The sequence below is a fragment of the Arthrobacter sp. B0316-1-20 genome (assembly GCF_059091865.1).
Map to the genome: position 1 here is coordinate 1 of NZ_JBNHHC010000016.1, position 26,760 is coordinate 26,760.

General features: G+C 68.4%; 28 protein-coding genes and 1 tRNA gene. 23 read left to right on the forward strand and 6 right to left on the reverse strand.

What is annotated here, in order from left to right; all coding sequences use genetic code 11:
• The coding region (locus AC5RW2_RS23790; RefSeq protein WP_494074691.1) for a hypothetical protein at positions 1–494 on the reverse strand (494 nt) is incomplete at its 3' end.
• Between the two features lie 114 nt (positions 495–608).
• Between AC5RW2_RS23790 and AC5RW2_RS23795 the strand changes: the two genes are divergently transcribed.
• From AC5RW2_RS23795 to AC5RW2_RS23840, 10 genes are all read left to right on the forward strand, one after another.
• The gene (locus AC5RW2_RS23795) at positions 609–1,454 is read left to right on the forward strand and encodes a hypothetical protein (RefSeq protein WP_493999425.1); all 846 of its coding nucleotides are present in this window, start codon (positions 609–611) and stop codon (positions 1,452–1,454) included.
• Positions 1,444–2,424, forward strand: a complete 981-nt coding sequence (locus AC5RW2_RS23800) for an HAD-IIA family hydrolase (RefSeq protein ID WP_494074692.1) — start codon at positions 1,444–1,446, stop codon at positions 2,422–2,424. Before AC5RW2_RS23795 ends, AC5RW2_RS23800 begins: the two co-directional genes overlap by 11 nt.
• 60 nt (positions 2,425–2,484) lie before the next feature.
• Positions 2,485–2,688: a hypothetical protein gene (locus AC5RW2_RS23805; RefSeq protein WP_494074693.1), complete on the forward strand. Its 204-nt coding sequence runs from the start codon at positions 2,485–2,487 to the stop codon at positions 2,686–2,688.
• 5 nt (positions 2,689–2,693) lie between these two features.
• A complete protein-coding gene (locus tag AC5RW2_RS23810; RefSeq protein WP_494074694.1) occupies positions 2,694–3,566 on the forward strand; it encodes a TlyA family RNA methyltransferase in 873 nt (290 codons plus the stop codon).
• Positions 3,563–4,558, forward strand: a complete 996-nt coding sequence (locus AC5RW2_RS23815) for an NAD kinase (protein WP_493999429.1) — start codon at positions 3,563–3,565, stop codon at positions 4,556–4,558. The genes AC5RW2_RS23810 and AC5RW2_RS23815 overlap by 4 nt, the downstream gene beginning before the upstream one ends.
• Positions 4,555–6,267, forward strand: a complete 1,713-nt coding sequence (gene recN, locus AC5RW2_RS23820) for a DNA repair protein RecN (protein ID WP_494074695.1) — start codon at positions 4,555–4,557, stop codon at positions 6,265–6,267. The genes AC5RW2_RS23815 and recN overlap by 4 nt, the downstream gene beginning before the upstream one ends.
• 118 nt (positions 6,268–6,385) lie before the next feature.
• Positions 6,386–8,107 (forward strand): CTP synthase, encoded by a 1,722-nt coding sequence (gene pyrG / locus AC5RW2_RS23825; protein WP_493980352.1) that lies wholly within the window; start codon positions 6,386–6,388, stop codon positions 8,105–8,107.
• Complete coding sequence (locus tag AC5RW2_RS23830; RefSeq protein WP_494074696.1) at positions 8,108–8,785, forward strand: NUDIX domain-containing protein; 678 nt, start codon at positions 8,108–8,110, stop codon at positions 8,783–8,785.
• 15 nt (positions 8,786–8,800) lie between these two features.
• Positions 8,801–9,772, forward strand: coding sequence for a site-specific tyrosine recombinase XerD (gene xerD, locus AC5RW2_RS23835; protein WP_494074725.1), 972 nt, complete (start codon positions 8,801–8,803; stop codon positions 9,770–9,772).
• 130 nt (positions 9,773–9,902) lie between these two features.
• Positions 9,903–10,406, forward strand: coding sequence for an 8-oxo-dGTP diphosphatase (locus tag AC5RW2_RS23840; RefSeq protein WP_494013789.1), 504 nt, complete (start codon positions 9,903–9,905; stop codon positions 10,404–10,406).
• On the opposite strand, the gene AC5RW2_RS23845 is transcribed toward AC5RW2_RS23840, so the two are convergent.
• The 4 genes from AC5RW2_RS23845 to AC5RW2_RS23860 are packed head-to-tail and all read right to left on the reverse strand — an operon-like array spanning position 10,403 to position 14,683.
• Positions 10,403–11,563, reverse strand: coding sequence for a bifunctional 2-methylcitrate synthase/citrate synthase (locus AC5RW2_RS23845; protein WP_494013790.1), 1,161 nt, complete (start codon positions 11,561–11,563; stop codon positions 10,403–10,405). The genes AC5RW2_RS23840 and AC5RW2_RS23845 overlap by 4 nt on opposite strands.
• A 21-nt stretch (positions 11,564–11,584) precedes the next feature.
• Positions 11,585–12,490: a methylisocitrate lyase gene (gene prpB / locus AC5RW2_RS23850; protein ID WP_494013791.1), complete on the reverse strand. Its 906-nt coding sequence runs from the start codon at positions 12,488–12,490 to the stop codon at positions 11,585–11,587.
• A complete protein-coding gene (locus tag AC5RW2_RS23855; RefSeq protein ID WP_494013792.1) occupies positions 12,491–14,011 on the reverse strand; it encodes an MmgE/PrpD family protein in 1,521 nt (506 codons plus the stop codon).
• Positions 14,012–14,683 carry a GntR family transcriptional regulator gene (locus AC5RW2_RS23860; protein ID WP_494074726.1) on the reverse strand — a complete coding sequence of 224 codons (672 nt, stop codon included), beginning with the start codon at positions 14,681–14,683 and terminating at the stop codon, positions 14,012–14,014.
• 264 nt (positions 14,684–14,947) lie between these two features.
• Here AC5RW2_RS23860 and AC5RW2_RS23865 point away from each other — a divergent pair, with 264 nt between their 5' ends.
• The 13 genes from AC5RW2_RS23865 to AC5RW2_RS23925 all read left to right on the forward strand — a co-directional run bounded on the left by AC5RW2_RS23865 (position 14,948) and on the right by AC5RW2_RS23925 (position 25,734).
• Positions 14,948–15,838, forward strand: a complete 891-nt coding sequence (locus tag AC5RW2_RS23865; protein WP_493999437.1) for a ParA family protein — start codon at positions 14,948–14,950, stop codon at positions 15,836–15,838.
• The gene (locus AC5RW2_RS23870) at positions 15,838–16,776 is read left to right on the forward strand and encodes a segregation and condensation protein A (RefSeq protein ID WP_494074697.1); all 939 of its coding nucleotides are present in this window, start codon (positions 15,838–15,840) and stop codon (positions 16,774–16,776) included. Before AC5RW2_RS23865 ends, AC5RW2_RS23870 begins: the two co-directional genes overlap by 1 nt.
• Positions 16,769–17,401, forward strand: a complete 633-nt coding sequence (gene scpB, locus AC5RW2_RS23875; protein ID WP_494013794.1) for an SMC-Scp complex subunit ScpB — start codon at positions 16,769–16,771, stop codon at positions 17,399–17,401. The genes AC5RW2_RS23870 and scpB overlap by 8 nt, the downstream gene beginning before the upstream one ends.
• A gap of 59 nt (positions 17,402–17,460) precedes the next feature.
• On the forward strand, positions 17,461–18,723 hold the full coding sequence (locus tag AC5RW2_RS23880; RefSeq protein WP_494023259.1) for a pseudouridine synthase: 1,263 nt from the start codon (positions 17,461–17,463) through the stop codon (positions 18,721–18,723).
• 54 nt (positions 18,724–18,777) lie between these two features.
• On the forward strand, positions 18,778–19,845 hold the full coding sequence (locus AC5RW2_RS23885) for a prephenate dehydrogenase (RefSeq protein ID WP_494074727.1): 1,068 nt from the start codon (positions 18,778–18,780) through the stop codon (positions 19,843–19,845).
• Positions 19,842–20,546, forward strand: a complete 705-nt coding sequence (gene cmk / locus AC5RW2_RS23890; protein WP_493999441.1) for a (d)CMP kinase — start codon at positions 19,842–19,844, stop codon at positions 20,544–20,546. The genes AC5RW2_RS23885 and cmk overlap by 4 nt, the downstream gene beginning before the upstream one ends.
• A 282-nt stretch (positions 20,547–20,828) precedes the next feature.
• Positions 20,829–22,382, forward strand: coding sequence for a ribosome biogenesis GTPase Der (der, locus tag AC5RW2_RS23895; protein WP_493999442.1), 1,554 nt, complete (start codon positions 20,829–20,831; stop codon positions 22,380–22,382).
• Positions 22,383–22,483: 101 nt separating this feature from the next.
• A tRNA-Pro gene (locus AC5RW2_RS23900) sits at positions 22,484–22,557 on the forward strand.
• Between the two features lie 141 nt (positions 22,558–22,698).
• Positions 22,699–23,085, forward strand: coding sequence for a glycine cleavage system protein GcvH (gcvH, locus tag AC5RW2_RS23905; RefSeq protein ID WP_493999443.1), 387 nt, complete (start codon positions 22,699–22,701; stop codon positions 23,083–23,085).
• Positions 23,086–23,160: 75 nt separating this feature from the next.
• Positions 23,161–23,640: an FHA domain-containing protein gene (locus tag AC5RW2_RS23910; protein ID WP_493999444.1), complete on the forward strand. Its 480-nt coding sequence runs from the start codon at positions 23,161–23,163 to the stop codon at positions 23,638–23,640.
• A gap of 3 nt (positions 23,641–23,643) precedes the next feature.
• Positions 23,644–24,393: a transcriptional regulator FtsR gene (gene ftsR, locus AC5RW2_RS23915; RefSeq protein ID WP_493977983.1), complete on the forward strand. Its 750-nt coding sequence runs from the start codon at positions 23,644–23,646 to the stop codon at positions 24,391–24,393.
• A gap of 11 nt (positions 24,394–24,404) precedes the next feature.
• Positions 24,405–24,908 carry a bifunctional nuclease family protein gene (locus AC5RW2_RS23920; RefSeq protein ID WP_493999445.1) on the forward strand — a complete coding sequence of 168 codons (504 nt, stop codon included), beginning with the start codon at positions 24,405–24,407 and terminating at the stop codon, positions 24,906–24,908.
• Positions 24,909–25,137: 229 nt separating this feature from the next.
• Positions 25,138–25,734, forward strand: coding sequence for a MerR family transcriptional regulator (locus AC5RW2_RS23925; protein ID WP_493999446.1), 597 nt, complete (start codon positions 25,138–25,140; stop codon positions 25,732–25,734).
• Positions 25,735–25,874: 140 nt separating this feature from the next.
• Here the strand turns inward: AC5RW2_RS23925 and AC5RW2_RS23930 are convergent, their stop codons facing one another.
• Positions 25,875–26,714, reverse strand: a complete 840-nt coding sequence (locus AC5RW2_RS23930) for a ParA family protein (RefSeq protein ID WP_494074698.1) — start codon at positions 26,712–26,714, stop codon at positions 25,875–25,877.
• Positions 26,715–26,760 lie beyond the last annotated feature (46 nt).

Genomic DNA, 26,760 nt, shown 5'->3' on the forward strand with positions numbered 1-26,760 from the left:
CGCGTCAGGATCGTGGCAGCGCGTCTGGTGGTGCCGGTGGTTTCCGTTCGCGGGATGATCGGCCGCGTCAGGATCGTGGCAGCGCGTCTGGTGGTGCCGGTGGTTTCCGTTCGCGGGATGATCGGCCGCGTCAGGATCGTGGCAGCGCGTCTGGTGGTGCGGGTGGTTTCCGTTCGCGGGATGATCGGCCGCGTCAGGATCGTGGTGAGCGTCGGGACTTTGGTGATCGTCCTCGTCAGGACCGTGGCGGCAGCTCGTCCGGCGGCGGTTTCCGTTCGCGCGATGATCGTCCCCGCCAAGATCGTGAGCGTCGGGACTTTGGTGATCGGCCGCGTCAGGATCGTGGTGAGCGTCGGGACTTTGGTGATCGGCCGCGTCAGGATCGTGGTGAGCGTCGGGACTTTGGTGATCGGCCGCGTCAGGATCGTGGTGACCGTCCCCGCAACGATGGCGGTGGCAGGTCGTTCGACCGCGCCGGCGGAGCGCCTGATCACAATGCCGGAGACCTGCGCAGTTCCAACCGGGTCGACCGCCCGCGTTCACCGGAGATTGACCCCGACGTCACGGGTGCCGAGCTGGACCGCGTCACGCGCGCGCAGCTGCGGACCTTGGAGTCCAAGAACGCTGAGTGGGTTGCCAAGCACCTGGTGATGGCCGGGCGACTGCTGGACGAGGAACCGGAACTTGCCTTCCAGCACGCCCTGGCGGCCAGCCGCAGGGGTGGGCGCATGGCTCCGGTGCGAGAGGCCGTCGGCCTGACCGCATACGCGGCCGGTCACTACGGTGAAGCCCTCAGGGAGTTCCGCACCTTCCGTCGCATCAGCGGCTCCAATGAGCACCTGCCGATCATGGCCGACTGCGAACGTGGCCTCGGGCGGCCGGACAGGGCGCTGGAGCTGACGCGGTCAGAAGACGCCGCAACACTGGATACGGCGGGCAAAGTGGAACTGGCGATTGTGGCCTCCGGCGCCCGTTCCGACCTGGAGCAGTACGACGCGGCGGTTGCGGCCTTGGAGATTCCGCAACTGGACCGAAACAGGGCCTTCTCCTACAGCCCGCGGCTGTTCCGGGCGTATGCGGACGCCTTGGATGCCGCTAACCGTGGTGAGGAAGCACAGCAATGGAGGCGCCAGGCGATGGTGGCCGAAAACGCCCTGGGCGTGGGAGATTTTGCCGAGCCTGAGATTGTCGACCTGGTCGGCGATGAGATGGAACCGGATGACGGCCGCCGCGAAGCTGGCCCCGTTACCGATGTGCGGGGTTTCATCAACGAGGCCGACACGGCCGGCCCGGCCGAATCTGAAGAGTCAGCGCCGGACGACGGCGAAAGTGAACCTGCGGCTGGTTCTCCGACCGCCTCCGATGAAGCGGCTGCTCCAGCTGCGACGGACGTCGAAGACGCCGGCGCTCCCGGCACCGCGTCCGCCCAGGCCAGCAGGGACGATGACGGGTAAGCCCCTGATCTCCGGTTACGACGCCGTGCTGTCCGATCTGGACGGCGTCGTGTACGCCGGGCACCAGGCTATCCCCGGAGCCGTAGAGGCACTGAGGGGCCTCGCGGAGACCCGGACGGCGCTGGGCTACATCACCAACAATGCGTCGCGGTCAGCGGCGCAGGTGGCCGCTCATTTGCGCGAGCTCGGTGCCCCGGCCACCGCCGACCAGGTCTTCGGGTCGGCGCGGGCCGGTGCGCTGATGCTTGCCCGACATGTTCCGGCGGGCTCAAAGGTCTTGGTCACGGGTAGCCGGACCCTGGCGGACGAAACAGCCGCCCAGGGCTTCGTACCGGTCCGTTCCGCCCTCGATGCCCCGGTCGCCGTGATCCAGGGGTTCGACCCGGAGCTGGGCTGGAAAGACCTGGCGGAGGCATCATTCGCCGTCGCCGCGGGCGCCCTCTGGATCGCCACCAACACCGACCTGACCATTCCCCGAGAGCGTGGCATCGCCCCCGGAAACGGGTCGTTGGTGGCGGCCGTACAGTCAGCCACCGGCGCGGTGCCCCTGGTTGCAGGAAAGCCGGAAGCGGGCATTTTTACGACGGCGGCTGCGGCGTTGGGGGCTCGCCGGCCGCTGGTAGTGGGGGACCGGCTCGATACGGACATCCTGGGCGGCAACAACGCGGGCATGGACACGGCAGTCGTCTTGACCGGCATCGACGGGGTCGAAACGATCCTCGCCGCGCGCACGGCGGAACGGCCACGGTATCTGCTGGGCAGCCTGACCGAACTGTACCGGCCCTATCCTGCCGTTACCCCTGACGGCTCGGGGTTCCGCTGCGGTGCTGCGGTGGCCGCCGTCGAAAACGGGAAGCTGAATGTCTCCGGCAGCCGGGAGGATGTGGACACCTGGCGCGCTGCCTGCGCGGCTTGGTGGGATGCCCATCCGCACCAGGCGTCCGCGGCCGCGCCTGACCTTGCCGATTGAAGGCCGATATTAGACTGGCTCATGCGGTTGGGTACAGCCGCCGACGCGAGGGAGGATAGCTTGGACCTGCCAGAATCAGGGGAAAGCGGCGGCCGGATGCAGCCGCAGTGGCCGGTTCCCGGCGACTCCACGGCCGACGAGCCGGTCGACGCGATCATCTCCGGCCTCGCCGGGATTCCAAACCTTCCGGTACGCGGGCACCAAGAGGTGTACCAGCAGATCCACGACGATTTGCTGGCCGAGCTGGAGACCGAGGCTGATTGAGCCCTATGCCCAGACTGGACCAGGAGCTCGTATCCCGCGGATTGGCACGGTCCCGTACCCACGCAGCCAAGCTCATAGCGGCCGGGCGGGTCAGCCGTGCCGGAACTGTTCTGACCAAGGCGGCGGCCGCCGTCGGCCCGGACGACCAGCTGGCCGTGGCCGCAGACGGAGGCCCCGACTACGTCAGCAGGGCCGGACACAAACTTGCCGGTGCACTGGCGGTCTTCCCCGCAGTTAATCCGGCGGGCCTGCGCTGCCTCGATGCCGGAGCTTCTACCGGAGGCTTCACCGATGTACTGCTGCGCGCCGGCGCGCGGGAGATCGTCGCCGTGGACGTCGGACACGGCCAGCTCGTCGACGCGATCCGGACGGACAGCAGGGTCCGGGTATTCGAAGGCCTGAACGTCCGGTATCTCGAACCGGCAGCGATCGGCGGCCCGGTGGACCTGACCGTCGCTGACCTGTCGTTCATCTCCCTCACCCTGGTCATCGGACCGTTGGCCGATGCGACCCGTCCGGCCGGGAATTTGCTGCTGATGGTCAAGCCGCAGTTCGAGGTTGGCCGAGAGCGGCTGGCGCGCACCGGCGTCGTCGGCTCCCACGCGGAACGGTACCGGGCGGTTCGCAACGTTGTCGCCGCAGCGTTGGAACGGGGGCTGGACATCCGCGGGTTGGCGGCCAGCCCGCTTCCCGGCCAGGACGGGAACGTCGAATATTTCCTGTGGATAAGTGTTCCCCCGGGGGCCACTGAGCGCAGAACGGGTAGTGTGCTGCAGGAGGCAGTGGACGCGGCCATGGCCGGTTTCCCGCGGGAGCGGGAAGCGAGGCCGGACCAGTTGGATGAACCGAGAGGGCAGGAACCGGGAGTGGAGCGATGAGCCGGCGGATATTGGTGCTCGCGCACACCGGGCGCGCAGACGCCCTGGCGGCCGCCCAGGAAACCTGCGCCCAACTCCACTCGTCCGGCCTGGTGCCGGTCATGCGACGGGAAGAGGTCGGACACCTCCAGGAGACCTACGGCGAGCTGGCCGTTCCCACCGAAATACTGGACGAGGACATCGGCCTGGACGGCGTTGATCTGGGCATGGTCCTGGGCGGCGACGGTACCATCCTGCGCTCGGCTGAACTGGTCCGGGAATCGGACGTCCCGCTGCTGGGTGTCAACCTCGGACACGTCGGCTTTTTGGCCGAGAGCGAGCGGGCGGATCTGGCCCAGACGGTCCACTGGGTGGTAAACCGCGAATACACGGTTGAGGAGCGCCTGACCATTGACGTCCAGGTGTGGCTGGACAAGCGCAAGATCGGCCATACCTGGGCGCTGAACGAGGCGGCGGTGGAAAAAGGCGACCGACAGCGGATGCTGGAAGTAGTGGTCGAGGTCGACGCCCTGCCCATCAGTTCGTTCGGCTGCGACGGCGTGGTCATGGCCACCCCCACGGGGTCCACTGCCTACGCGTTCTCCGCGGGCGGCCCGGTGGTTTGGCCCCAGGTGGAAGCCCTGCTGATGACCCCGATCAGCGCCCACGCGCTGTTCGCCAAACCGCTGGTGGTTGCCCCGGATTCGATCATGGCGGTGGAAGTGCTCAGCCGCAGCGACGCCAACGGCGTACTCTGGTGCGACGGTCGCCGAAGCCTGGAGTTGCCGCCCGGTTCCCGGATCGAAGTGACGCGCTCCAACAAACCCGTGCGGCTGGCCCGGACCCGGAGGACGCCGTTCTCGGAGCGTTTGGTCCGCAAGTTCGAACTACCGACGTCGGGATGGCGCGGGCCCGTCAGCCCCTCGGAAGAACAGCCGCCGACTTCGTCCCTGCCTACGGTGCGGACAGTGGAACCACGATACGCCCAGCCAAGCCAGGAGGCGCCGAAGTGATCGAAGAAATCCGGATCCGCAACCTCGGTGTGATCACCGAGGCTACGCTTCCGCTGGGGCCCGGCCTGTCGGTGGTGACGGGCGAGACGGGTGCGGGCAAGACCATGGTGGTCACCGCGCTCGGCCTGCTGCTGGGAGCCCGCGCGGACGCCGGGGCGGTGCGGACCGGGGCACGCAACGCAGTGACCGAGGCCGTGGTCCGGCTTGCCGCGGGAAGCCCTGCCCTGGCCCGCGCGGGTGAGGCGGGCGCTGACATCGACGAGTTCGACGGCGGAGCTGAACTGATGCTGGCCCGGACGGTGAACGCCGATGGCCGCAGCCGCGCGCACGTCGGCGGCCGGGGAGCGCCGGTGGGAACGCTGGCCGAGATCGGCGGCCACCTGGTGGCGGTCCACGGCCAAACAGACCAGCTGCGGCTCAAGAGCCAGCAGGCGCAGCGGGAAGCGCTGGACAAGTTTGCCGGTGAAGCCCTCACCACGGCGCTGTCCGGTTATGCAGCATCGTTCGCCCGTTGGAGGGAAGCCAGCACCGAACTGGAGACCCTGCGGACCGAGGCCCGCGAACGCCTGCGCGAAGCCGAGGCGCTGCAGCAGGCCCTGGAGGAAATCGACGGGCTGGACCCCCAGCCCGGTGAAGACGACGCCTTGAAGGCCGAGGCCGTGAAGCTGGCCAACGTCGAGGAACTGCGCGCTGCTGCCACCTTGGCGCACCAGGCACTCGTTGCCGAGGAGTACACCGACTCTCCGGACGCGACGGCCCTGGTCGACGCGGCGAAGCGGTCGCTGGAGCAGGTCCAGGACGAAGACGCCGAATTGGGCCGCGCCGCGGCCCGACTGGCCGAGGTGGGCATCATCCTCGCCGACGTCGCCGCGGAGCTGGCGAGCTACGGCGCATCGCTGGACAGCGAGGGGCCGGGCCGGCTGGAGGAGGTCGAAGCACGCCGGGCCGAGCTGGCGCGGCTCGTGCGCAAATACGCGCCGAGCATCGACGAAGTGCTCGAGTGGGCCGTTCAGGCCCGCACTCGTTTGGAAGACCTGACCGACGACTCCAGCCGGATCGAGCGGTTGGAGGCGGAAATCGCAGAACTGGACTCCGCCCTGGCTGTCCAGTCAGCCGCGGTGACGGCGCTGCGGCGTGACGCCGCAGCCGAACTCGGCCGCCGGGTCGGCGCAGAACTGTCGGCGCTGGCCATGGCCGAGGCCGAACTGTTGATCGATATCGAACCGGCGCCCGCCCTCACGGTGCACGGCGCCGACGTCATCACGTTCTTGCTGAAGCCGCACCGGGGCGCCCCGCCGCGTCCCCTGGGCAAGGGGGCCTCCGGCGGTGAACTGTCCCGCGTGATGCTTGCCATCGAAGTGGTGCTGGCGGAAGTCGATCCCGTGCCCACCTTCGTCTTTGACGAGGTGGATGCCGGCGTCGGCGGCAAGGCGGCCGTCGAGATCGGCCGCCGCCTGGCCATGCTGGGGCGCTACGTGCAGGTCATAGTGGTGACCCACCTGCCGCAGGTGGCGGCCTTCGCGGACCAGCACATCCGGGTGATCAAGACGGCCGGCGGGGACGACGGCGGGATGACCGCCAGTGACGTCCGGTTGCTCGACGACGAAGAGCGGGTGACCGAACTGGCCCGCATGCTCGCCGGCCAGGAAGAATCCCATTCCGCCCGCGCCCACGCCCAGGAACTCATCGACGGAGCGAGGGCGCTGTAGCATCGGCTACAGGCACGACCAGCCCCGCCGCCGGCGGGGGAGCAGTTGACCGGCGGGTGTGTGTTCGCACACCCGGCAGCGGTCGGAACGGCCTTGAGATCCGAGGGCGTCCAGAAAGGTGATAGGCTCGAATTCCGTGGTGCAGCGAACTAATTCCCGGTTTTCCAAGTCGTCCAAGACGACCAAACATATCTTTGTCACCGGCGGCGTGGCGTCCTCGCTCGGGAAGGGACTGACGGCTTCAAGCCTCGGCCACCTGCTCCGTGCCCGCGGCCTCTCCGTGACGATGCAGAAGCTCGATCCCTACCTGAACGTGGATCCGGGCACGATGAATCCCTTCCAGCACGGTGAAGTCTTCGTCACGGACGACGGCGCGGAAACCGATCTGGATATCGGACACTACGAGCGGTTCCTGGACGAGAATCTGGACGGGTCGGCAAACGTGACCACCGGCCAGGTGTACTCCACCGTGATCGCGAAGGAACGCCGCGGCGAATACCTCGGCGACACCGTTCAGGTCATCCCGCACATCACCGACGAGATCAAGCGCCGCATGCGCCTGCCCGCCGAGCCTGTCGCGGGCAAGAAGGTTCCGGACGTGATCATCACCGAGATCGGCGGCACCGTCGGCGATATCGAATCGCAGCCGTTCCTCGAATCCGCCCGCCAGGTCCGGCAGGATGTCGGGCGCAACAACGTGTTCTTCCTGCATGTGTCGCTGGTGCCGTACATTGGCCCGTCGCATGAGCTGAAGACCAAACCGACACAGCATTCCGTCGCCGCGCTTCGCTCCATCGGCATCCAGCCGGACGCCATCGTGATCCGGTCCGACCGGGAAGTCCCTGCGGCGATGCGGGAGAAGATCGGCCGCATGTGCGACGTGGACATCGACGCGGTGATTGGCTGCCCGGATGCGCCGAGCATCTACGACATCCCCAAGACCCTGCACTCGCAGAACCTGGACGCGTACATCGTGCAGCACCTTGACCTAAAGTTCAAGGATGTCAATTGGACCAAGTGGGACCGGCTGCTGTCGGCGGTCCACAACCCGAAGCACCACGTCGAGGTGGCGTTGGTCGGCAAATACATCGACCTGCCCGACGCCTACCTGTCGGTGACCGAAGCGCTCCGCGCCGGCGGCTTCGCCAACCAGACCAAGGTGAAAATCCGTTGGGTTCCCTCCGACGACTGCGCCACCGAAGAAGGCGCAGCCGCCGCCCTCGACGGCGTGCACGCCATCTGCGTGCCCGGCGGCTTCGGCATCCGCGGCCTGGAGGGCAAACTCGGCGCACTCAGGTATGCCCGCGAACACAAGCTGCCCACCCTGGGCCTGTGCCTCGGCCTGCAGTCGATGGTGATGGAGTACGCCCGCAACATCGTGGGACTGGAAGACGCTTCGTCCACCGAGTTTGATCCGGACACCAAGCACCCGGTGATCGCCACCATGGCCGAGCAGTTGGACATCGTCGACGGCAAGGGCGATCTGGGCGGCACCATGCGCCTTGGCCTGTACGAGGCAGCCCTGCAGTCCGGTTCCGTTGTCGCGGAGACCTACGGCAGCACCAAGGTCAGCGAACGTCACCGCCACCGTTACGAGGTCAACAACGAATACCGCGACCAGTTGGCCGCGGCGGGCCTGGTCTTCTCCGGCACCTCCCCGGACGGCAAGCTGGTGGAGTTCGTGGAACTGCCCCGCGACGTGCACCCGTACTACGTCTCCACCCAGGCGCATCCGGAACTCAGTTCGCGCCCCACGCGGCCGCACCCGCTGTTCGCCGGCCTCGTCGCCGCCGCACTGGAGCATGGCAAGGCCAAGGCCACGGCAAAGTCCGGAGCCTGAGTGTCGGCGCACTCCGCGGCCTTTGCCGACATCCCCGACCCGCGTCCGCTGGTCGACAGCCGAACCGTTTACCGCGGACGCATTTGGGACGTGGTCAGCGACACCTTCACGCTGGGCCCGGACACGGGCGAGACGTTGGTGCGCGACTACATCGCACATCCGGGCGCGGTGGCCATCCTGGCGATGGACACGGAGGGACGGGTCCTGCTGCTGAGGCAGTACCGGCAGCCCACCAGGATGTCGCTGTGGGAAATCCCGGCGGGCCTGCTGGACGTGGACGGCGAGGACTTCGTCGATGCCGCGGTGCGGGAACTGGCCGAGGAAGCCGACCTGGTGGCAGGGCGCTGGAACGTGCTGGTGGATTTTTTCAATTCGCCCGGCTCTTCCAGTGAGGCGATCCGGATCTACCTGGCCCGTGACCTCTCGGAGGTGCCGGAGGCGCAGCGGCACCAGCGCACCGACGAGGAGGCCGAAATCGAGCATCTCTGGGTAGATCTGGACGATGCGGTGGACGCGGTCATGGCCGGGCGGCTGCACAATCCGTCGGCCGTGACCGGGGTGCTTGCCGGCGCGCGCGCGGCCGCCACCGGCTTCGAGGACCTGCGCCCGGCCGACGCGCCGTGGCCGGAGCATCCCAGCCAGCGCCCGGACGGTGCCGCCGGAACCGGCCGGGACTGATCCGCCATCGCGCCCCTGCAGGCCCCGTCCGCCAAGGGAGACGAATTCACCGCGACACCGCTGGGCCGCGCCGCGGGCGACTACCTGCAGCACATGGCGGTGGAACGCGGGCTGGCCGCCAACACCGTAGCGGCCTACCGCAGGGACCTGGGCCGTTACCTGCGGTTCCTGAAGGCGCGCGCGGTCGATGAGCCGGCCACGGTGACCCGGCACGATGTCACGGCCTTCGCCCAGGCCATCACCGAGGGGTCCGACGGCGCCGCCGCCCTGAGCGTCAGGTCCGCGGCGCGGACCATCGTGGCCGTGCGGGGGCTGCATAAGTTCTGGACGCTTGAAGGGGTCACGGAGACCGACCCCGCCACTGACGTGCATCCGCCGATGCCCGGCAAACGCCTGCCGAAGGCGATTTCCGTCGCCGCTGTGACGGCAATCTTGGAGTCTGCGGGTGCAGACACCCCCACCGGCCTGCGCGACCGGGCGCTTTTGGAGTTCCTGTACGCAACCGGCGCCCGGATCAGTGAAGCCGTCGGCCTGGACGTCGATGATGTCAGCGTCGAACCGCAGAGCGACGGTCCCGCCGTCGTCCGTCTGTTCGGCAAGGGATCCAAGGAGCGGCTGGTGCCGCTGGGCTCCTTCGCCGCGCAGGCGGCGGACGCGTACCTGGTCCGGGGACGTCCGGCTCTGGCCGCGAAGGGGCACGGCACACCGGCCTTGTTCCTGAACGCCCGCGGCGGCCGGCTGAGCCGCCAAAGCGCCTGGACTATTTTGAAGACCGCCGCGGAGAAGGCCGGGATCACCCAGCCCGTGTCCCCGCACACCCTGCGGCACTCCTTCGCCACTCACCTGCTGGAGGGCGGCGCGGACGTCCGGGTGGTGCAGGAGCTGCTGGGCCACGCGTCCGTCACCACGACGCAGATCTACACCCTGGTCACCGCCGATACCCTCCGCGAAGTTTACGCGGCGGCGCATCCGCGGGCCCGGGGCTGACGCGTCTCCCGGGGGCCCGGAGCTAAGGCGGCTCCGCGCGCGCCCGGGCCCGCCGGCGTCTCTCTCGGGCACCGGCCGGTTGCACCGGAACGCACCGTCGGCGCCGTCGCGCCGGGCTAGACTCGCTGCCATGACTGTCGCCGTTGCCCTGTGTTTCCTGCTCCGGGAGGAAGCCGGGCGCCGTTACGTGCTGCTCGGCCGGAAGAAGACCGGGTTCGGCGCCGGGAAGGTCGTGGGGGTCGGCGGCAAAGTGGAGCCGGGGGAGGGCGACGACGACGCGGCCTGCCGTGAGATGCAGGAAGAGACCGGAGTCCGCGTGGGGCCGGAGGCGCTGGAGCAGGCCGGACGGATCTTCTTCGATTTTCCGGCCCTTCCCGCGTGGAACATGGACACCGCGCTCTTCGTGGCCCGGCGGTGGGAGGGCGTCCCGGTAGAGTCCGCGGAAATCGCGCCGGCCTGGTACCGGGTGGACCGGCTGCCGCTGGCGCAGATGTGGCAGGACGCCGGCCACTGGCTGCCGCTGGCGTTGTCGGGGCAGCGGCCGCGGCTGCGGGTGCTGATGCAGCCGGACAACGAAACGGTGGCCGGCGTCGAGAATCTCGACACCGGCCACCGCGTGGCCTGGCAGCTTTAGCGGCCCAGCTCCCGCTGGGCGGGCCCGTTGTATTCACTGAGCGGCCGGATCAGCGAGTTCGACTCCAACTGCTCCATGATGTGCGCGGTCCAGCCGGTGATGCGGCTGGCCACGAACAGCGGGGTGAACATCTCGGTGTCGAACCCCATCAGGTGGTAGGTGGGGCCGGCGGGGTAATCCAGGTTCGGCTTGATGTCCTTCGCCTCGGCCATCGCGTGCTCCAGGCCGTCATAGAGGCCGAGTATTTCGGGCCGCCCATAGTGTTCGATCATCTTGTCCAGCGCGGCCTTCATGGTCGGCACCCGGGAGTCGCCGTGCTTGTAGACCCGGTGGCCGAAGCCCATCACCTTCTGCTTCCGGGCCAGCGCCTGTTCCATCCAGGTCCGGGCGCGTGCGGCGGCTTCCTCGCGGGGCTCGTCAGGGCGGATCCCGATCTGCTCGAAGGTGTGCATGACCGCCTCATTGGCTCCGCCGTGCAGCGGGCCCTTCAGCGCGCCGATCGCACCGGTCACGGCCGAGTGCAGGTCGGAGAGCGTGGAGGTGATTACCCGCGCCGCGAACGTGGACGCGTTGAACGAGTGCTCCGCGTACAGGATCATCGACACGTTGAATGCGTCCACGACTTCCGGCGCGGCCTCTTCGCCGAAGGACATCCACAGGAAGTTCGCCGCGTAGCCCAGGTCCGCGCGCGGTTCCACCAGGTCCTGGCCGCGGCGCCGGCGCTGGTCGTAGGCGACGACCGCCGGGAAGGCCGCCAGCAGTTCCACGGCCTTGGACATGTTCGCCGCCGGAGAGGAATCCCCGGCCAGCGGGTGCCGGGCCCCGATCACGCTGGCGGCGGTCCGGCAGACATCCATGGGGTGGGCCTCGGCCGGCAGGGCATCGATGACCGATTTCACCACCGGGTCCAGCGCGCGTCCGCCGCGTTCGGCCGCGGTGAACTCCCGCAACTGGTCGCCGTCCGGCAGCTCCGAGTTCCACAGCAGGTAGGCCACTTCTTCGAAGCTGCAGTGCGCGGCCAGATCCTGGACCGGGTAGCCGCGGTAGAGCAGCGAGTTTGTCTCCGCGTTGACCTTGGAAATCTTCGTGGTGTCGACGACGACGCCGGCCAGCCCCTTGCGGATCTGCGGTGCTTCGGTTGATGCATCGGTGCTCATGGCGACTCCTATGTCTTGTGGTCAGTACCGGCCGGGCACGTGGAAATTGAATACAGAGGTGTCGAATTGGTTATACGCCTCATAATCCACCAATTCGTACAAACGCGCACGGGTGAGCATGTCGCCTACCTGTGCCTGCTGGGTCCCGTCGGCCTTGATGGCGTCGAGGGTCCGCTCTGCCGCGCCCATCGCGCTGCGCAGCAGGGTCACCGGATAGATCACCATGTTCACACCCACGGAGGACAGCTGGTCCGCGGTGAACAGGTCGCTCTTGCCGAACTCGGTCATGTTGGCCAGCACCGGCACGTCGACGGCGTCGCGGATGGCTGCGAATTCGTCCAGGGTCCTCATGGCTTCGGGGAAGATGGCGTCCGCGCCGGCGTCGACCAGAGCGCGGGCACGGTCCTGGGCCGCGGCCAGGCCGTCCACGGCCCTAATGTCGGTGCGCGCCATGATCAGGAAGTTCTGGTCCCGGCGGGCGTCGGCGGCGGCGCGGATCCGCTTGCTGGCGGTCTCCAGGTCCACCACGTTCTTGCCGTCCAGGTGGCCGCAGCGCTTGGGGTTGAACTGGTCCTCGATGTGGCAGCCGGCCAGGCCGGCGTTCTCCAGTTCCTGCACCGTGCGGGCCACGTTCATCGGCTCGCCGAAGCCGGTGTCGGCGTCCACCAAGGCCGGCAGGTCGGTCATCCGCGCGATCTGCCCGGCCCGGACAGCGACCTCGGTCAGCGTGGTCAGCCCGATGTCCGGCAGCCCCAGGTCGTTGGCCAGCACGGCGCCGGAGATGTACACGCCGTCGAACCCCTTCTCCTGGATCAGCCGCGCCGAGAGGGGATTGAACGTGCCGGGGAACTGCTGCAGCTTCCCGGAGGCCAGCCCTTCGCGCAGCGTCCGGCGCTTCTGCTCGGGGGTTGTCGCGGAGTAGAGCATTTAGAACAGCCCCTTCGGCCCGGCGGAGAGGTCGATGACGCCGTCGGCCGCCCGGATGTTCAGCTGGTCCAGCTCTCCGGCGGCCAGTTCGGGCAACCGCTCGACGGCGGCGAGGAACCGGTCGATTTCGGCATCGTCGACGATGCCCTTGGCCAGGGTGCGCAGCTTGTTCACATACTGTGCCCGGGCGAACGGGCGGGCGCCCAGCGGGTGGGCGTCGGCCACGGCGATCTCGTCGGCGATGACGGTCCCGTCGGTGAGCGTGATCTCCACCGAGCCGCCGAACGCCTTCTCGGCGATGTCCAGCGAATGGTAGCGGCGGGTCCACTCCGGGTCTTCCTCGGTGCTGACCTTCTGCCACAGCGCCACGGTGTCCGGCCGGGCCGCCCGTTCGGGGGCGTACGAATCAACGTGGTGCCAGGCGCCGTCCTGCAGGGCCACGGCGAAGATATACGGGATCGAGTGGTCCAGCGTCTCGCGGGACGCCGTGGGGCTGTACTTCTGCGGATCGTTCGCGCCGGAGCCGATCACGTAGTGCGTGTGGTGGCTGGTCCTGATCAGGACGGACTTCACGTTCTCCGCGTCGGTGGCTTCCGGATGCTCGCGGTGCAGCTTGCGGGCCAGGTCGATCCAGGCCTGGGCCTGGTACTCGGCGGAGTGTTCCTTGGTGTAGGTGTCCAGGATGGCGCGCTTGGGCTCGCCCGGGGCCGGCAGCGGCACGTCGTAGGAGGCGTCCGGCCCGTCCAGCAGCCAGGCGATGACGCCGTCCTCGCCCTCGTAGATCGGCACGGGTGAGGTCTGGCCGCGCATCGCCCGGTCCACTGCCTCCACCGCCATCTTGCCCGCGAAGGCCGGTGCGTGCGCCTTCCAGGTGGAGATCTCGCCCTTGCGCGACTGGCGCGTCGCCGTCGTCGTATGCAGCGCCTGACCCACGGCCTGGAAGATGGTCTCCGTATCCAGGCCCAGCAGCGTGCCGATGCCCGCCGCGGCCGACGGGCCCAAATGGGCCACGTGATCGATCTTGTGTTTGTGCAGGCAGATGGCCTTGACCAGGTCCACCTGGATCTCGTAGCCGGTGGCGATGCCGCGGAGCAGGTCGCGGCCATTCGCGCCCACGTGCTGGGCCACCGCGAGGATGGGCGGGATGTTGTCGCCCGGGTGCGAGTAGTCGGCGGCCAGGAACGTGTCGTGGTAATCCAGTTCGCGCACTGCCACGCCGTTGGCCCAGGCCGCCCACTCCGGGGAGGTCTTCCCGGCGATGCCGAAGACCCCGGCACCGGCCCCGCCGCCGGAGACCGGGTGGCTTAGCGCCTGCGCACGCGCGGCGACAATGGGGGAGCGGTTCAGCGACGCAATGGCCACCGAAGCGTTGTCGATGATCCGGTTGATCACCATCTCGGCCACGTCGGCGGAAACCTCCACCGGGTCGGTGGCCACGCGGGCGATCTTGTAGGCGAGCTGGTCCTCGCGGGGCAGGTTCTCTTCGCTGCGGTAGACGCGCACATGATGGTTGACGGTCATTCAGAATGTCCTCTCGGCTGGCAGGTCGGTCCGGTGTTTCGGATCGGTGGTCTTGAAGTGTTCCAGGCTCTGGTGAAGATGGATGCGGGTGGCGGCGGCCGCCACCTGGCTGTCGCCGTCGGCGATGGCGCCGGCGATGTTGGCGTGTTCGGCCGCCGAGGCCAGCAGGCGGGCCGGGTTGTCCCGTGCTAGCCGCCGGATCCTTACCAGGTGGACGCGCAGGTTGGCCATCGCCTGGCGGAGGTAGGTGTTGGCGGCGGCGTGGTCCACCGCGGCGTCCAGCCGGCCGACCAGCCGGTAGTAGGCCTGCGGGTCCGGAACGGCGCCGCGCATGGCCTCGGCCGCCGCGAGGAATTCCTGCTGCAGCCGCCGGAATTCGGCCGGTTCGCCGCGCCTGGCGGCCAAGGCCGTCGCCTGGCACTCCAGTGCCGTGCGCAGTTCGAAGAGCTCGGTGACGTTCTCCAGTGAAACGTCGGCGACGACGACGCCGCGTCCGGTGTGGGGCGTGGCCAGCCCTTCGGCGGTCAGCCGGCCCAGCGCCTCGCGGAGCGGCGTGCGGGAGATGCCCAGCCGGGCGGCCTGCTCAACCTCGGCCAGGACCGTGCCCGGGGGCAACCGCCATTCCACAATGTCCTCGCGCAGCGACCAATAGGCCCGTTCGCCGGCACGCAAGTTCTGCTTCATCCCGCCAGTGTATACACAGCTGCGGGAAAAGCGAGACAGATCGGGAAAAATGCTCTGTTTTGTATACATGCCGATCCGCCCCCGCCGTCGGCCGTGCCCTGATTCCCCGACGGCGAAGCGTAAACCTTAGACCTCTACTTGAAGCTAAAGGCTCGCCGATCATCAGCGGCCTGTCGATCGATAACGGGGCGGTCACTGTAACCTTGTCAGGAAGAAGAACGGCAGCGAAACGATGGAAGCTGGGTTAGATACGTGAGCAGCGAACAAGGTTCGACAACCACTCTGCGGCAAGCGGACGAGGATGTCCTGGGCCCGACCGGGCGGCCGCTGACCGAGTTCCCTGAACCGCCCGTCCTGACGTCCCACGGCCCCGCGCGCATCGTGGCAATGGTCAACCAAAAGGGCGGCGTCGGCAAGACCACGTCCACCATCAACCTCGGCGCCGCCTTGGCCGAGGTCGGCCGCAAGGTCCTGCTGGTCGACTTCGACCCGCAGGGCGCCCTGTCGGCCGGGCTTGGCACCAATCCGCATGAGCTGGACCTGACCGTCTACAACGTGCTGATGGACCGCAAGACCGACATCCGCGAGGCCATCCAGCCCACGGACGTGGAAAACATCGACCTGCTGCCGGCCAACATTGACCTCTCGGCCGCGGAAGTGCAGCTGGTCAACGAGGTGGCGCGCGAACAGGTCCTGGCCCACGCGCTGCGCAAGGTCGAGGACGACTACGACGTGATCCTGATTGACTGCCAGCCCTCGCTGGGCCTGCTGACCGTCAACGCGCTCACGGCGGCCCACGGCGTGATCATTCCCCTTATCTGCGAGTTCTTCGCGCTGCGCGCAGTGGCGCTGTTGGTGGAGACCATCGAGAAGGTCCAAGACCGGCTGAACCCGCGCCTGCAGATCGACGGCGTGTTGGCCACCATGTACGACGCCCGCACCCTGCACAGCCGCGAGGTCATCGGCCGGCTGCTGGAAGCCTTCGGCGACAAGGTCTTCGAAACCGTGATCAAGCGCACCATCAAGTTCGCCGACGCCACCGTCGCCGCGGAACCGATCACCAGCTACGCGGGCAACCACGCCGGCGCGACCGCCTACCGCGACCTGGCCAAGGAGCTCATCGCCCGCGGCGGCGCCCCCTGATGACGCCGGCGCCGGCGGGGACGGTGCCGGCAGGCGGCCTCCCGGCAGGGCAGGACACTGTGCCCGACGTCCCGGACCAGGAGGGCGACCGGAAGCCGGCAGGCTTCGCCGTCACGCTGGACAACTTCAGCGGACCGTTTGATTTGTTGCTGGGACTGATTTCCAAGCACGAACTGGACATCACCGAAGTGGCGCTTGCCCGCGTCACGGACGAGTTCATCTCCTACATCCGCCGCCTCCAGGCCGACGGCAACGACAAGGCCCTGGACGAAGCCAGCGAGTTCCTCGTCATCGCGGCGACCCTGCTGGACCTCAAGGCCGCCCGGCTGCTGCCCACCGGCGAGGTGGAGGACGACGAGGACATCGCCCTGCTCGAGGCCCGGGACCTGCTCTTCGCCCGGCTGCTGCAGTACAAGGCCTTCAAGGAAATCGCGGCCCTGCTCGGCCAGCGCCTGGCCCGGGAGGCCGAACGATTCCCGAGGCAGGTCGCGCTGGAGCCGCAGTTCGCCGCGCTGCTGCCCGAGCTTGTCTGGCGCACGCCCCTGGCGGACTTTGCCGCCCTTGCGGCCAAAGCCCTGGAGCCCAAGGAGCCCGCGCCGACCCAGGTCGGGCTCTCGCACCTGCACGCGCCGCCGGTCAGCGTGAAGGAGCAGGCGGCGATCCTTGGGGCGCGACTGCAGGCAGGCCCGCCCCTGACGTTCCGGGCGCTCACCGACGACGCGGACGGCGCGCTGGTGGTGGTTGCCCGCTTCCTGGCGCTGTTGGAGATGTTCCGCGACGGCGTCATCGCCTTCGACCAGGTTGCGCCGCTCGGCGAGTTGACGGTCCATTGGACCGGGCCGGACGCGGAATGGACCGGCGCCAGCCTCAGCGAGGAATATGACAACGGCCCGGCCGCCGACACGGCCGCGGACACAACGGAGGGACGCGATGACTGATCCGCAGGAGGAGACGGCGGGGCCCGAGGTCGATGTGGAACGGTTGCCGGGCGGTGCCCGGGCCGCGTTGGAAGCGGTCCTGATGGTTATCGACGAACCGGCCACCGATGTGGAATTGGCCACAGCGCTGGCCCTTCCGGTGGGCACCGTCCAGGCCCTGCTGCTGGACCTGCAGCGCGATTACGACGGCGGAGTCCGCTCCGAAGGGCGGCCCGCCGCGGAGCCGCGGGGCTTTGAGCTGCGCCACATCGCCGGCGGCTGGCGGATCTTCTCGCGCAGCGATTTCGCGCCGCTGGTGTCCCGTTTCGTGCTGGAAGGCCAGACCGCGCGGTTGACCCAGGCCGCCTTGGAGACGCTGGCCGTCATCGCGTACCGGCAGCCGGTCTCGCGGGCCCGGGTTTCGGCGATCCGAGGGGTCAATGTCGATTCCGTGGTACGCACGCTGACCCAGCGCGGCCTCATCGAGGATTCCGGCACCGATCCGGAGACCGGAGCCGTCCTGTACCGGACCACCTCTTATTTTCTGGAAAGATTGGGGATAGGAAGCATCGGCGAACTGCCGGAGATCGCCCCGCATCTGCCGGGACTGGAAAACCTGTCCGAGTACGACGACGCTTCGCTCTAGGCTGCCGGCCTCCGGCAGCAGCAGACCATTGCAGTAGTTTCCACGGGTAAGGATCCACCATGACACAACCGCCTCGTTCCGGCTCCGGACGGAACAACCCCCGCGGCGGAAAACGTCCCGGCGACGGCCGCCGTCCGGACGATGCCGAGCGCCGTCCGCAGGGCGGTTCGGCCCAAGGACGTGGCCGGCCCGGTCAGGGGACCGGCGGCGCCGGCCGGACCGGTGCCGGCAAGCCGGGCGGCGGCCGCTCCGGGGCGGCCGGACGGGACCAGGGCCGCAACGAGTTCGGCACCGGCACCGGTCAGCCCGGTGCCCGCCGCGGCCCGGCCGAGCCCGGTGCGGCCAAGCACGGGAGCCGCAAGCCGTCGACGGCCGGCCCGGGCCAAGGAAAGCCGGCCAAACCGGCCGGCGGCAAGACCGGCGGCAAGGCTGCGGGCAAGGCCGGTGCCGGCAAGTCACGCGGCGGGCAGCCGCAGCGTCCTGCCGGGCCGCGGCCCTTCGGGCGGGAGCGGTTCGGCCAGAACCTCGGACCGGTCAGGCGCCCGGACCGTCCCTCGCGGGCGGGAGCGGGGGCGGCCTCCGAGCTGCACGATCCCGAGGGCGTGCGCCTGCAGAAGGTGCTCGCCGGCGCGGGCGTGGCCTCCCGGCGGGTGTGCGAGGAATTGATCCAGGCCGGCCGGGTCGAGGTGGACGGCGTTATCGTGCGCGAACTTGGCGTGCGCGTCGACCCGTCCCGCGCGGTCATCCATGTGGACGGCATCCGCGTCCAGATGGATGAAACGCTGACGTACCTGGTCTTCAACAAGCCAAAGGGTGTTGTCTCCACCATGGAGGATCCGGAGGGACGCCCCTGCATCAGCGACTACCTCAAGCCGCAGCAGGGCCAGCGGCTGTTCCATGTGGGGCGGCTGGATCAGGCCACCGAAGGCCTGCTGCTGTTGACCAACGACGGCGAACTCGCCAACCGCCTCACCCATCCGTCCTACGAGGTCCCCAAGACGTATCTGGTGCAGGTCCGCGGGCCGATGCCGCACGGCGTCGGGGCGCGGATGAAATCCGGGATCGAGCTGGAAGACGGCGTGTCCTCGGTCGATTCGTTCAAGCTGGTCGACTCGACGCCGGGACACGTCCTGGTGGAAGTCGTGCTGCATTCGGGCAAGAACCGCGTTGTGCGGCGGTTGTTTGACGCCGTCGGCCACCCCGTGGAACGGCTCGTCCGGATCCAGTTCGGCCCCATCCGGCTGGGCGACCAGCGACAGGGCAGCATCCGCGCCCTCGGTCGCCAGGAAGCAGGGCACCTGCTGGCCCTGGTGGGGATGTAGCCGGTGAACCCGGCACACGCGCAGGCAACCCACCTGTCCGGGCCGGTCCTGGTGATGGGAACCGGGCTGCTCGGAGCCAGCATCGGGCTCGGCCTGCGTGCCCGCGGCATCGACGTGCTGCTCTCGGACCCCTCGCCGTCGGCCCAGGCGGTGGCGCAGGATATCGGTGCCGGCCGGATCCTGCCTGCCGGCGAGAGGGTGGAGCCCCAGTTGGTCGTCGTCGCGGCGCCCCCGGACGTCACCGCCGCCGTCGTGTCGCGCGCGCTGCGCGACTACCCGGACGCCGTCGTCGTGGATATTGCGAGCGTCAAGACGGCCGTCTTCGAGGCGCTGGCCAAGGACCCGGACCTGGCGGAGGCGGACCTGGGCCGCTACGTGGGTACCCACCCGATGGCGGGGCGGGAAAAATCCGGCCCCGTCGCCGCCCGCGGCGAGCTCTTCACGTCGATGCCGTGGGTCCTGTGCCCGTCGGAGTTGTCCTCGCCGGGGGCGGTGAAGACGGCGCACGCGCTGGCGATCGACCTGGGCGCGGTGGTTTCCCACATGTCGGCCGACGAACATGACGCCGCCGTGGCGTTGATCTCGCACCTGCCGCAAGTGATGTCCTCGCTGCTGGCCAGCCGGCTGCAGGACACGCCGGCGCATGCCTTGTCCCTTTCCGGCCAGGGCCTGCGCGACGTCACCCGGATTGCGGCCAGCGACCCGGCGTTGTGGGTGCAGATCCTCGGCGCGAACGCGTCCCGGCTCGTGGACATCCTGTACGGCGTCCGCGAAGACCTGGAACGGCTGATCAGGACGCTTGAGCACCCCGAGGCCGACGGCTCCCGGTTGGACATGGCCAAGCTGATCAGCGAAGGCAACGCAGGCCAGGCACGGATTCCCGGCAAGCACGGCGCTCCGCCGCAGGCGTTCGCATGGCTGACCGTCCTGGTCGACGACACGCCGGGCCAAATCGCCCGCCTGCTGACCGAGATCGGCGAGGTGGGCATCAACCTGGAAGACCTGCGCCTGGAACACTCGGCGGGCCAGCCGGTGGGGCTGGCGGAGCTTGCCGTGCTGCCCAGCAAGCGGCACGAATTAATTAATTACTTGACCTCACGTGGATGGAAGGTTGTGCAATGAGCGCGGCGGAAGTGGATATGGCTCGTTACCGGCAGGGCAAGGCGCTGGTGGTTGCCATCGACGGGCCGTCCGGCTCCGGCAAGTCGTCCGTCAGCAAGGAAACCGCACGGCGGCTGCACGCGTCCTACCTCGACACCGGCGCCATGTACCGTGCCGTGACCTGGTACTGCGTCAACACCGGTGTGGACCTGGCGGATGCGGCGGCCGTCGAACAGGCCAGCAAGGACGTCGACCTGCAGATCAGCACCCACCCGGACGACGAATACGTGCGCATCGGCTCCACGGACATCACCGACGAAATCCGCAAGCCGTCAATCTCCGCCTCCGTGAGCGCCGTGGCCACGACGCTGGGGGCACGGGCCGAGCTGGTCCGGCGCCAGCAGCAGATCATCGCCGACTCCGGCCGTCGGATCGTTGCCGAGGGCCGCGACATCACCACGGTCGTCGCTCCCGACGCCGAGGTGCGGCTGCTGCTGACCGCCAGCGAAGAAGCAAGGCTGCGCCGGCGCGGCCTCCAGCTGGGCGGAACGCAGAGCGACGCCGACCTGCACGAGCAGGTGCTGGCCCGGGACGCCAAGGATTCGACCGTGGTGAACTTTTCCGAGGCCGCCGACGGCGTCTTCACGGTGGATTCGTCCGATCTGGATTTCGAACAAACCGTCGAAGCGGTGCTCGCCGTCGTCCGGCATGCCGCGCACTGAACCCGCCCGGAACGGCGGATCCACCGGTCCGGTGCGGCGGGGGCCGCGGTGGGGCAGGCCGGTCGGCAAGGTGCCGGACCAGTCGGCGTTCGGCTCCCCGCAGACCTGCCGGAGGCGGTCCTCGGTGTCCGGGCGTGTTTCAATTGACACTGCAGCCGAAGAGATCCGCCGGCAGTTGTCCGGCCATGTCCGGCACAGCGTGGCGTTCACCGGGCAGCCGCTTCCGGCCAACCACGCCCCCCGACGACAACCGGCTTGCTGCCTACCCAGAAGGAACAGACGATGAGTGACACCCAGCCCGGATCCTCCCCGGCGGATCGGCCGGCCGACGAGGAATACCGTCCGGCGGGCGAGGACCAGATCGCCGAGCACATGCTTGAGCTCGATGACGACGAAGCCGAGTTGCGCGCCGCGTCGCTGCGCGCCGGCCTGGCCGATTACGACCTTGACGACGAGGACGCCGCGCTGCTGGCGGCTGCAGGAGAACCCGTCCCCGACGACGAACCGCTCCGGGTGGCCCCGGTGCTGGCCATCGTCGGCCGGCCCAATGTGGGCAAGTCGACGCTGGTGAACAGGATCATTGGCCGGCGCGAGGCAGTCGTCGAAGACACCCCCGGCGTCACCCGCGACCGGGTCTCCTACTCGGCCCACTGGAACGGGCGCCCGTTCACCCTGGTGGACACCGGCGGCTGGGAGCATGACGCCCGCGGCATCCACGCCCGCGTCGCCGACCAGGCCGAAATCGCGGTGGACATGGCCGACGCCGTCCTGCTGGTCGTCGACGCCAACGTCGGGGCCACGGCCACGGATGAGGCCGTGGTAAAGATGCTGCGCCGCAAGAAGAAACCGGTCATCCTGGTGGCCAACAAGGTGGACGACCTGGCCCAGGAAGCCGAAGCCGCGGCCCTGTGGGGCCTCGGCTTCGGCGAGCCCTATCCCGTGTCGGCACTGCACGGCCGGGGAACGGCCGACATGCTCGATGCGGCCCTGGAGGTGCTGCCCGAATTCTCTGCCTACGGGGGACTCGAGCGCACCGGAGGCCCCCGGCGGGTCGCCCTGATCGGCCGCCCGAACGTCGGCAAATCGTCGCTGCTGAACAAGTTGGCCGGGAGCGAGCGGGTAGTGGTCGACACGATCGCCGGCACCACCCGCGATCCGGTCGACGAAATGATCGAACTGGGCGGACGGACGTGGCGCTTTGTTGACACGGCCGGGATCCGCCGCCGCGTGCACATGCAGCAAGGCGCGGACTTCTATGCTTCGCTCCGCACGCAGGCCGCGCTCGAAAAGGCGGAGGTCGCCGTCGTGCTGCTGGCCGTGGACGAGGTGCTCAGCGAGCAGGACGTGCGCATCCTGCAGCTGGCCATCGATTCCGGCCGGGCCCTGGTGCTTGCCTTCAACAAGTGGGACCTGCTGGACGACGACCGCCGCCGGTACCTCGAACGCGAGATCGAGCAGGACCTGGCCCACGTGGACTGGGCGCCCCGGGTGAACATCTCGGCCAAGACCGGCTGGCACAAGGACAGGCTGGTCCCGGCGCTGGACCGTGCCCTCGAGTCCTGGGACAAACGCATCCCCACCGGCCGCCTGAACGCCTTCCTGGGCGAACTGGTCGCGGCCCACCCGCACCCGGTACGCGGCGGCAAGCAGCCGCGCATTCTGTTCGGCACGCAGGCTTCCTCACGGCCGCCGAAGTTCGTGCTGTTCACCACTGGTTTCCTGGACCCCGGCTACCGCCGCTTCATTACCCGCCGGCTGCGTGAAACATTCGGCTTTGAAGGCACCCCGATCGAGGTCAGCATGCGGGTGCGCGAGAAGCGGTCCCGCAAGCACTGACCCGGCCCCGCCGCCCGCGGGGGCGCCCGGTGGTCATGACGCAGGGAAAAATGCTGTACAGTATTTGAGGTGGTTCCGCCGGTTGCATGAAGGCGGAACTTCGGGTTGTGGCGCAGCTTGGTAGCGCACTTGACTGGGGGTCAAGGGGTCGCAGGTTCAAATCCTGTCAACCCGACAGCAAGGGATCCGGTTCGCGAGGACCGGGTCCCTTTTCCATTGGCTTGTGCAAGGCCCTGTATGCCTATACTTTCAGCGATGGCGGGGAACGGATCCTTGCCGTAGCAACTGGCCGTCCATGGTGCGAGAAAGGCAACCGATGAGCAATATTCCTGCCGACCTGAAGTACACAGCCGAGCATGAGTGGGTGGCTGCCGCCGAGGCCGAAGGCACGGTGCGCCTGGGTATCACCGACTTTGCGCAGGACGCCCTCGGCGATGTGGTCTACGTGCAGATGCCGGAAGCCGGCTCCTCCATCACCGCCAACGAGGTCATCGGCGAGGTGGAATCGACCAAGAGCGTCAGCGACATCTACGCTCCCGTCAGCGGTGAGGTCGCCGCCGTCAACGACGCCCTGGAAACCGACCCGGCCCTGATCAACTCCGATCCGTACGGGGAGGGGTGGCTGCTGGAGGTCAAGCTGTCGGATCCGGCGGCGCTGGAGACCTTGCTCAGTGCCCCGGAGTATGAACAGCAGGTAGGCTAGGAGCTACCGGAGCCACTCGACGGCCAACCGGTCCTGAACCGGTTGGCCGCTACATTTTTACGGGAGGAACTATTGATGGTGGGCGAAGCTCGCAACGCCACGGATAACGGGAACGGCGACAGCCGGAACCCGGAGGCGCACGCGGAAACCACATCCATCTTTTTGCCGCCGCAGACCCTGGCCCACGTCGCCAAACCGAGGCTCTCCCGCGAAGAGGAAGCATCGGTGATCGCGCTGCCGGCCGGGTCGGCGCTGCTGATAGCCCACGACGGCCCGAACGCCGGGGCCCGGTTCCTGCTGGACCAGGACGTCACCACCGCCGGCCGGCACCCGGAAGCGGACATCTTCCTTGACGACGTCACGGTGTCGCGGAAGCACGCGGAATTCCGCCGCTCCGGCGACGGCTTCATGGTGGTGGACTCCGGCAGCCTCAACGGCACCTACGTGAACAACGACCGTGTGGACAGCCTGCAGCTGCGGACAGGCAATGAGGTGCAGATTGGCAAGTTCCGCCTGACCTACTACGCAGGCACGGCGGCAAAGGGGCAGGGCTAACCCGTGCCCGGGTCCCAGCCAGCGCGGCGCACCCTCGGGCCGTCCCGGGAGGGGTACCGCAGCAGCGTCCTCAATATCGGCGAGGTGCTGCAACAGCTGACGGAGGATTTCCCGCAGATCACGGCCTCCAAGATCCGGTTTCTGGAAGAAAAGGGGCTGATCAGCCCCCAGCGGACGCCGGCCGGCTACCGGAAGTACACCGGCCAGGACGTAGAACGCCTCCGTTTCGTGCTGGCCCTGCAACGCGACCAGTACCTGCCGCTCAAGGTCATCAAGGATTATCTGGACGCGATCGATCGCGGCGAGCGGCCGGAGGCCCTGCCCGGCGGTATGACCCTGGCCCCCCGGATGGTCTCGGAGCCGCTGGCGGCAGAACTAAACGGACGCGGCCGGGCGCTCACCCGGGCCGAGCTCCTGCAGGCCAGCGGAGCGTCCACGGAACTCGTGGACGACCTTCTGGCCTACGGCCTGATCCACGCCCACGACGCCTGTTTCGACGAACACGCACTCAAGGTCGTGCGCGCCTGCAGGCAGCTGGGCAGCCATGGCATCGAACCTCGGCACCTCCGCCCGTTCCGGGCCGCCGCAGACCGCGAGGTCGGGCTGGTGGAGCGTGCGGTGGCCCCGCTGGCGTCCCGGCGCGACGTCGCCTCCCGGGCCCGCGCCGCCGAGGCGGCCAAGGAAATCAGCGATCTGTGCCTGAACCTGCATACGGCGCTGGTTCACGGGCACCTGGCCCAGATGGACCGCTGAACGGAGAAGCCATGCTCGAACTCGAGGTTGTCGGAGTCCGCATTGAACTCCCGTCGAACCAGCCGCTGGTGCTGCTCAAGGAAACCGAAGGCGAACGGCACATACCCATCTGGATCGGCGCGCCGGAAGCCAGCGCGATTGCGTTCGCCCAGCAGGGCATCAAACCGCCGCGCCCCATGACCCACGACCTGCTCCGCGACGTCGTGGACGTGCTCGGCCGGCGGATCACCGAAGTCCGCCTGGTGACGGTCCAGGACACCGTCTTCTTTGCCGAGCTGGTGTTTGACGGCGGGGTGACAGTCAGCTCCCGCGCCTCGGACGCCATCGCGGTGGCACTGCGCGTGCCCTGCCCGATCTATTGTGCGGACGAAGTAATGGACGAGGCCGGGGTCAAGATCGCCGAAGCGGCCGACGACGAGGAATCCGACGGCCCGGCGCAGGAGAACGCGGAAAGCCAGTTGCGCGAGTTCAGGGAATTCCTCGCCGACGTGGAGCCCGAGGACTTCGAGAAATAGCCGTCGCCGGCATTCGGTTCCGGCACCCGAAACGCCCGGCCCGGCTCCGGGGCATCCGACACGCCGCAGCAAAAAGGCCAGCGTCTTTGACCGGCGGCCCCCGCCGTTCTAACGTCGAAGCATACAGTTCCCATTGCACCGCAGGCCATCTCAAGGCAGACTTAGACCAGACCTCTGGGCTGACTGCGAAGCTCATTCCCCACAGGGAACTTCGACAAGGAGGGTTCACGTGAGTCCTAAAGGTGATGCAGGCGAGATGCCGCACGCTCTGCAGACCGGCGCTGCCATACCCGCAAGTGCCCAGGGCTTGCTGTTCACCGAAGACCTGCCCGTGCTGGACGAGGACGCCGGTTACCGCGGTCCCACAGCATGCAAGGCAGCCGGCATCACCTACCGGCAGTTGGACTACTGGGCACGCACCGGACTGGTGGAACCTGCCGTCCGCGGCGCGTCCGGCTCCGGCTCGCAGCGCCTCTACAGCTTCCGCGACATCCTGGTCCTGAAGGTGGTCAAGCGCCTGCTCGACACCGGCGTCTCGCTGCAGCAGATCCGCTCCGCCGTCGGCCACCTGCGTGAACGCGGCGTGGAAGATCTGGCCCAGATTACCCTCATGAGCGACGGCGCCAGCGTGTACGAGTGCACCTCCGCCGACGAAGTCATCGACTTGGTCCAGGGCGGACAGGGAGTCTTCGGCATCGCCGTCGGCCGGGTGTGGCGAGAGGTCGAAGGCAGCCTCGCGGAGCTCCCCAGCGAACATGCCGCAGAGGAACAGGATTTTCCCGACGACGAGCTGAGCCGCCGGCGCGCCGCACGCAAGATCAGCTGACCGCACACAGGACATAACAGCGGGCGGGGCTCAGGGAAACCGGGGTCCCTCCCGCTGATTAAAGGCGCGATCCCGTGTATCGCGATCCCGTGTGTAAGGTGCGGCCCGGGCGGACCCGCCGCACGGTTCGGGACCTGTTGTCAGCTGGGCTGGCGGCGGAGCGCGCGGCTGCGCATCCGGCCGGAATCGGTCAGGTTCTTGAGCAGCTCGTCGAAAAGCGCGGCCGCCTGCCGCGCCGATTCACCCGGCCACTGGTGGACGGAATGCGCTGCCCCCTGGATCTGCTGCCAGTTCGCCTGCTCGGCGATGGTGGGGGAGAGCAGCAGGTCGCCGAACATGGTTTTCATTTCGGCCAGCCGGTAACCGTGTTCGTTGGAGCTGGGCCGGACACGGTTGGCCACCACCCCGGCCGTCTTCAGGTCCGGCGCGAATTCCTCCCGGAACAAATCGATGGCGCGCATGGTGCGCTCGGTGCCCGCCACCGAGAAGAGGCTCGGCTCGGCCACGAGCAGCACCCGCGTGCTCGCCGTCCACGCCATGCGCGTCAGCCCGTTGAGCGACGGCGGGCAGTCGATGAGCACCAGCGAGTAGTCATTCACGCGGGAGAGCACGGTCGAAAGCCTGCGCAGGTCCCGGCGGCTCAAATCGGGCCGGTCGTAGATGCCGGAGTAGGCGGAGCCGATGGCGACGTCGAGAACCTTCCGGCCGGAAGCCGGCGCGCTGCCGGGATCCGCCGAGGCCACCCAGCCGCTCGGGGCGACGTTGGCCCGCAGGTCGGCCTTGCGCGCGTTCTTTAGGAGCCGGCCGACGTCGGTCTGGCGGGACGGCTTGACGCCTAATCCCGTGGTCGCGTCAGCATGCGGATCCAAGTCGATGACCAGGGTGGGGATTCCCGCTGCCAGCGCCGCAGAGGCCAGGCCCAGCGTGACCGAGGTCTTGCCGACCCCGCCCTTGAGGCTGCTGATGCTCACTACTTGCACGTAAAAACCAAAACCTAACGTATCGAGTCGTGGGGCTTCTGCGCCG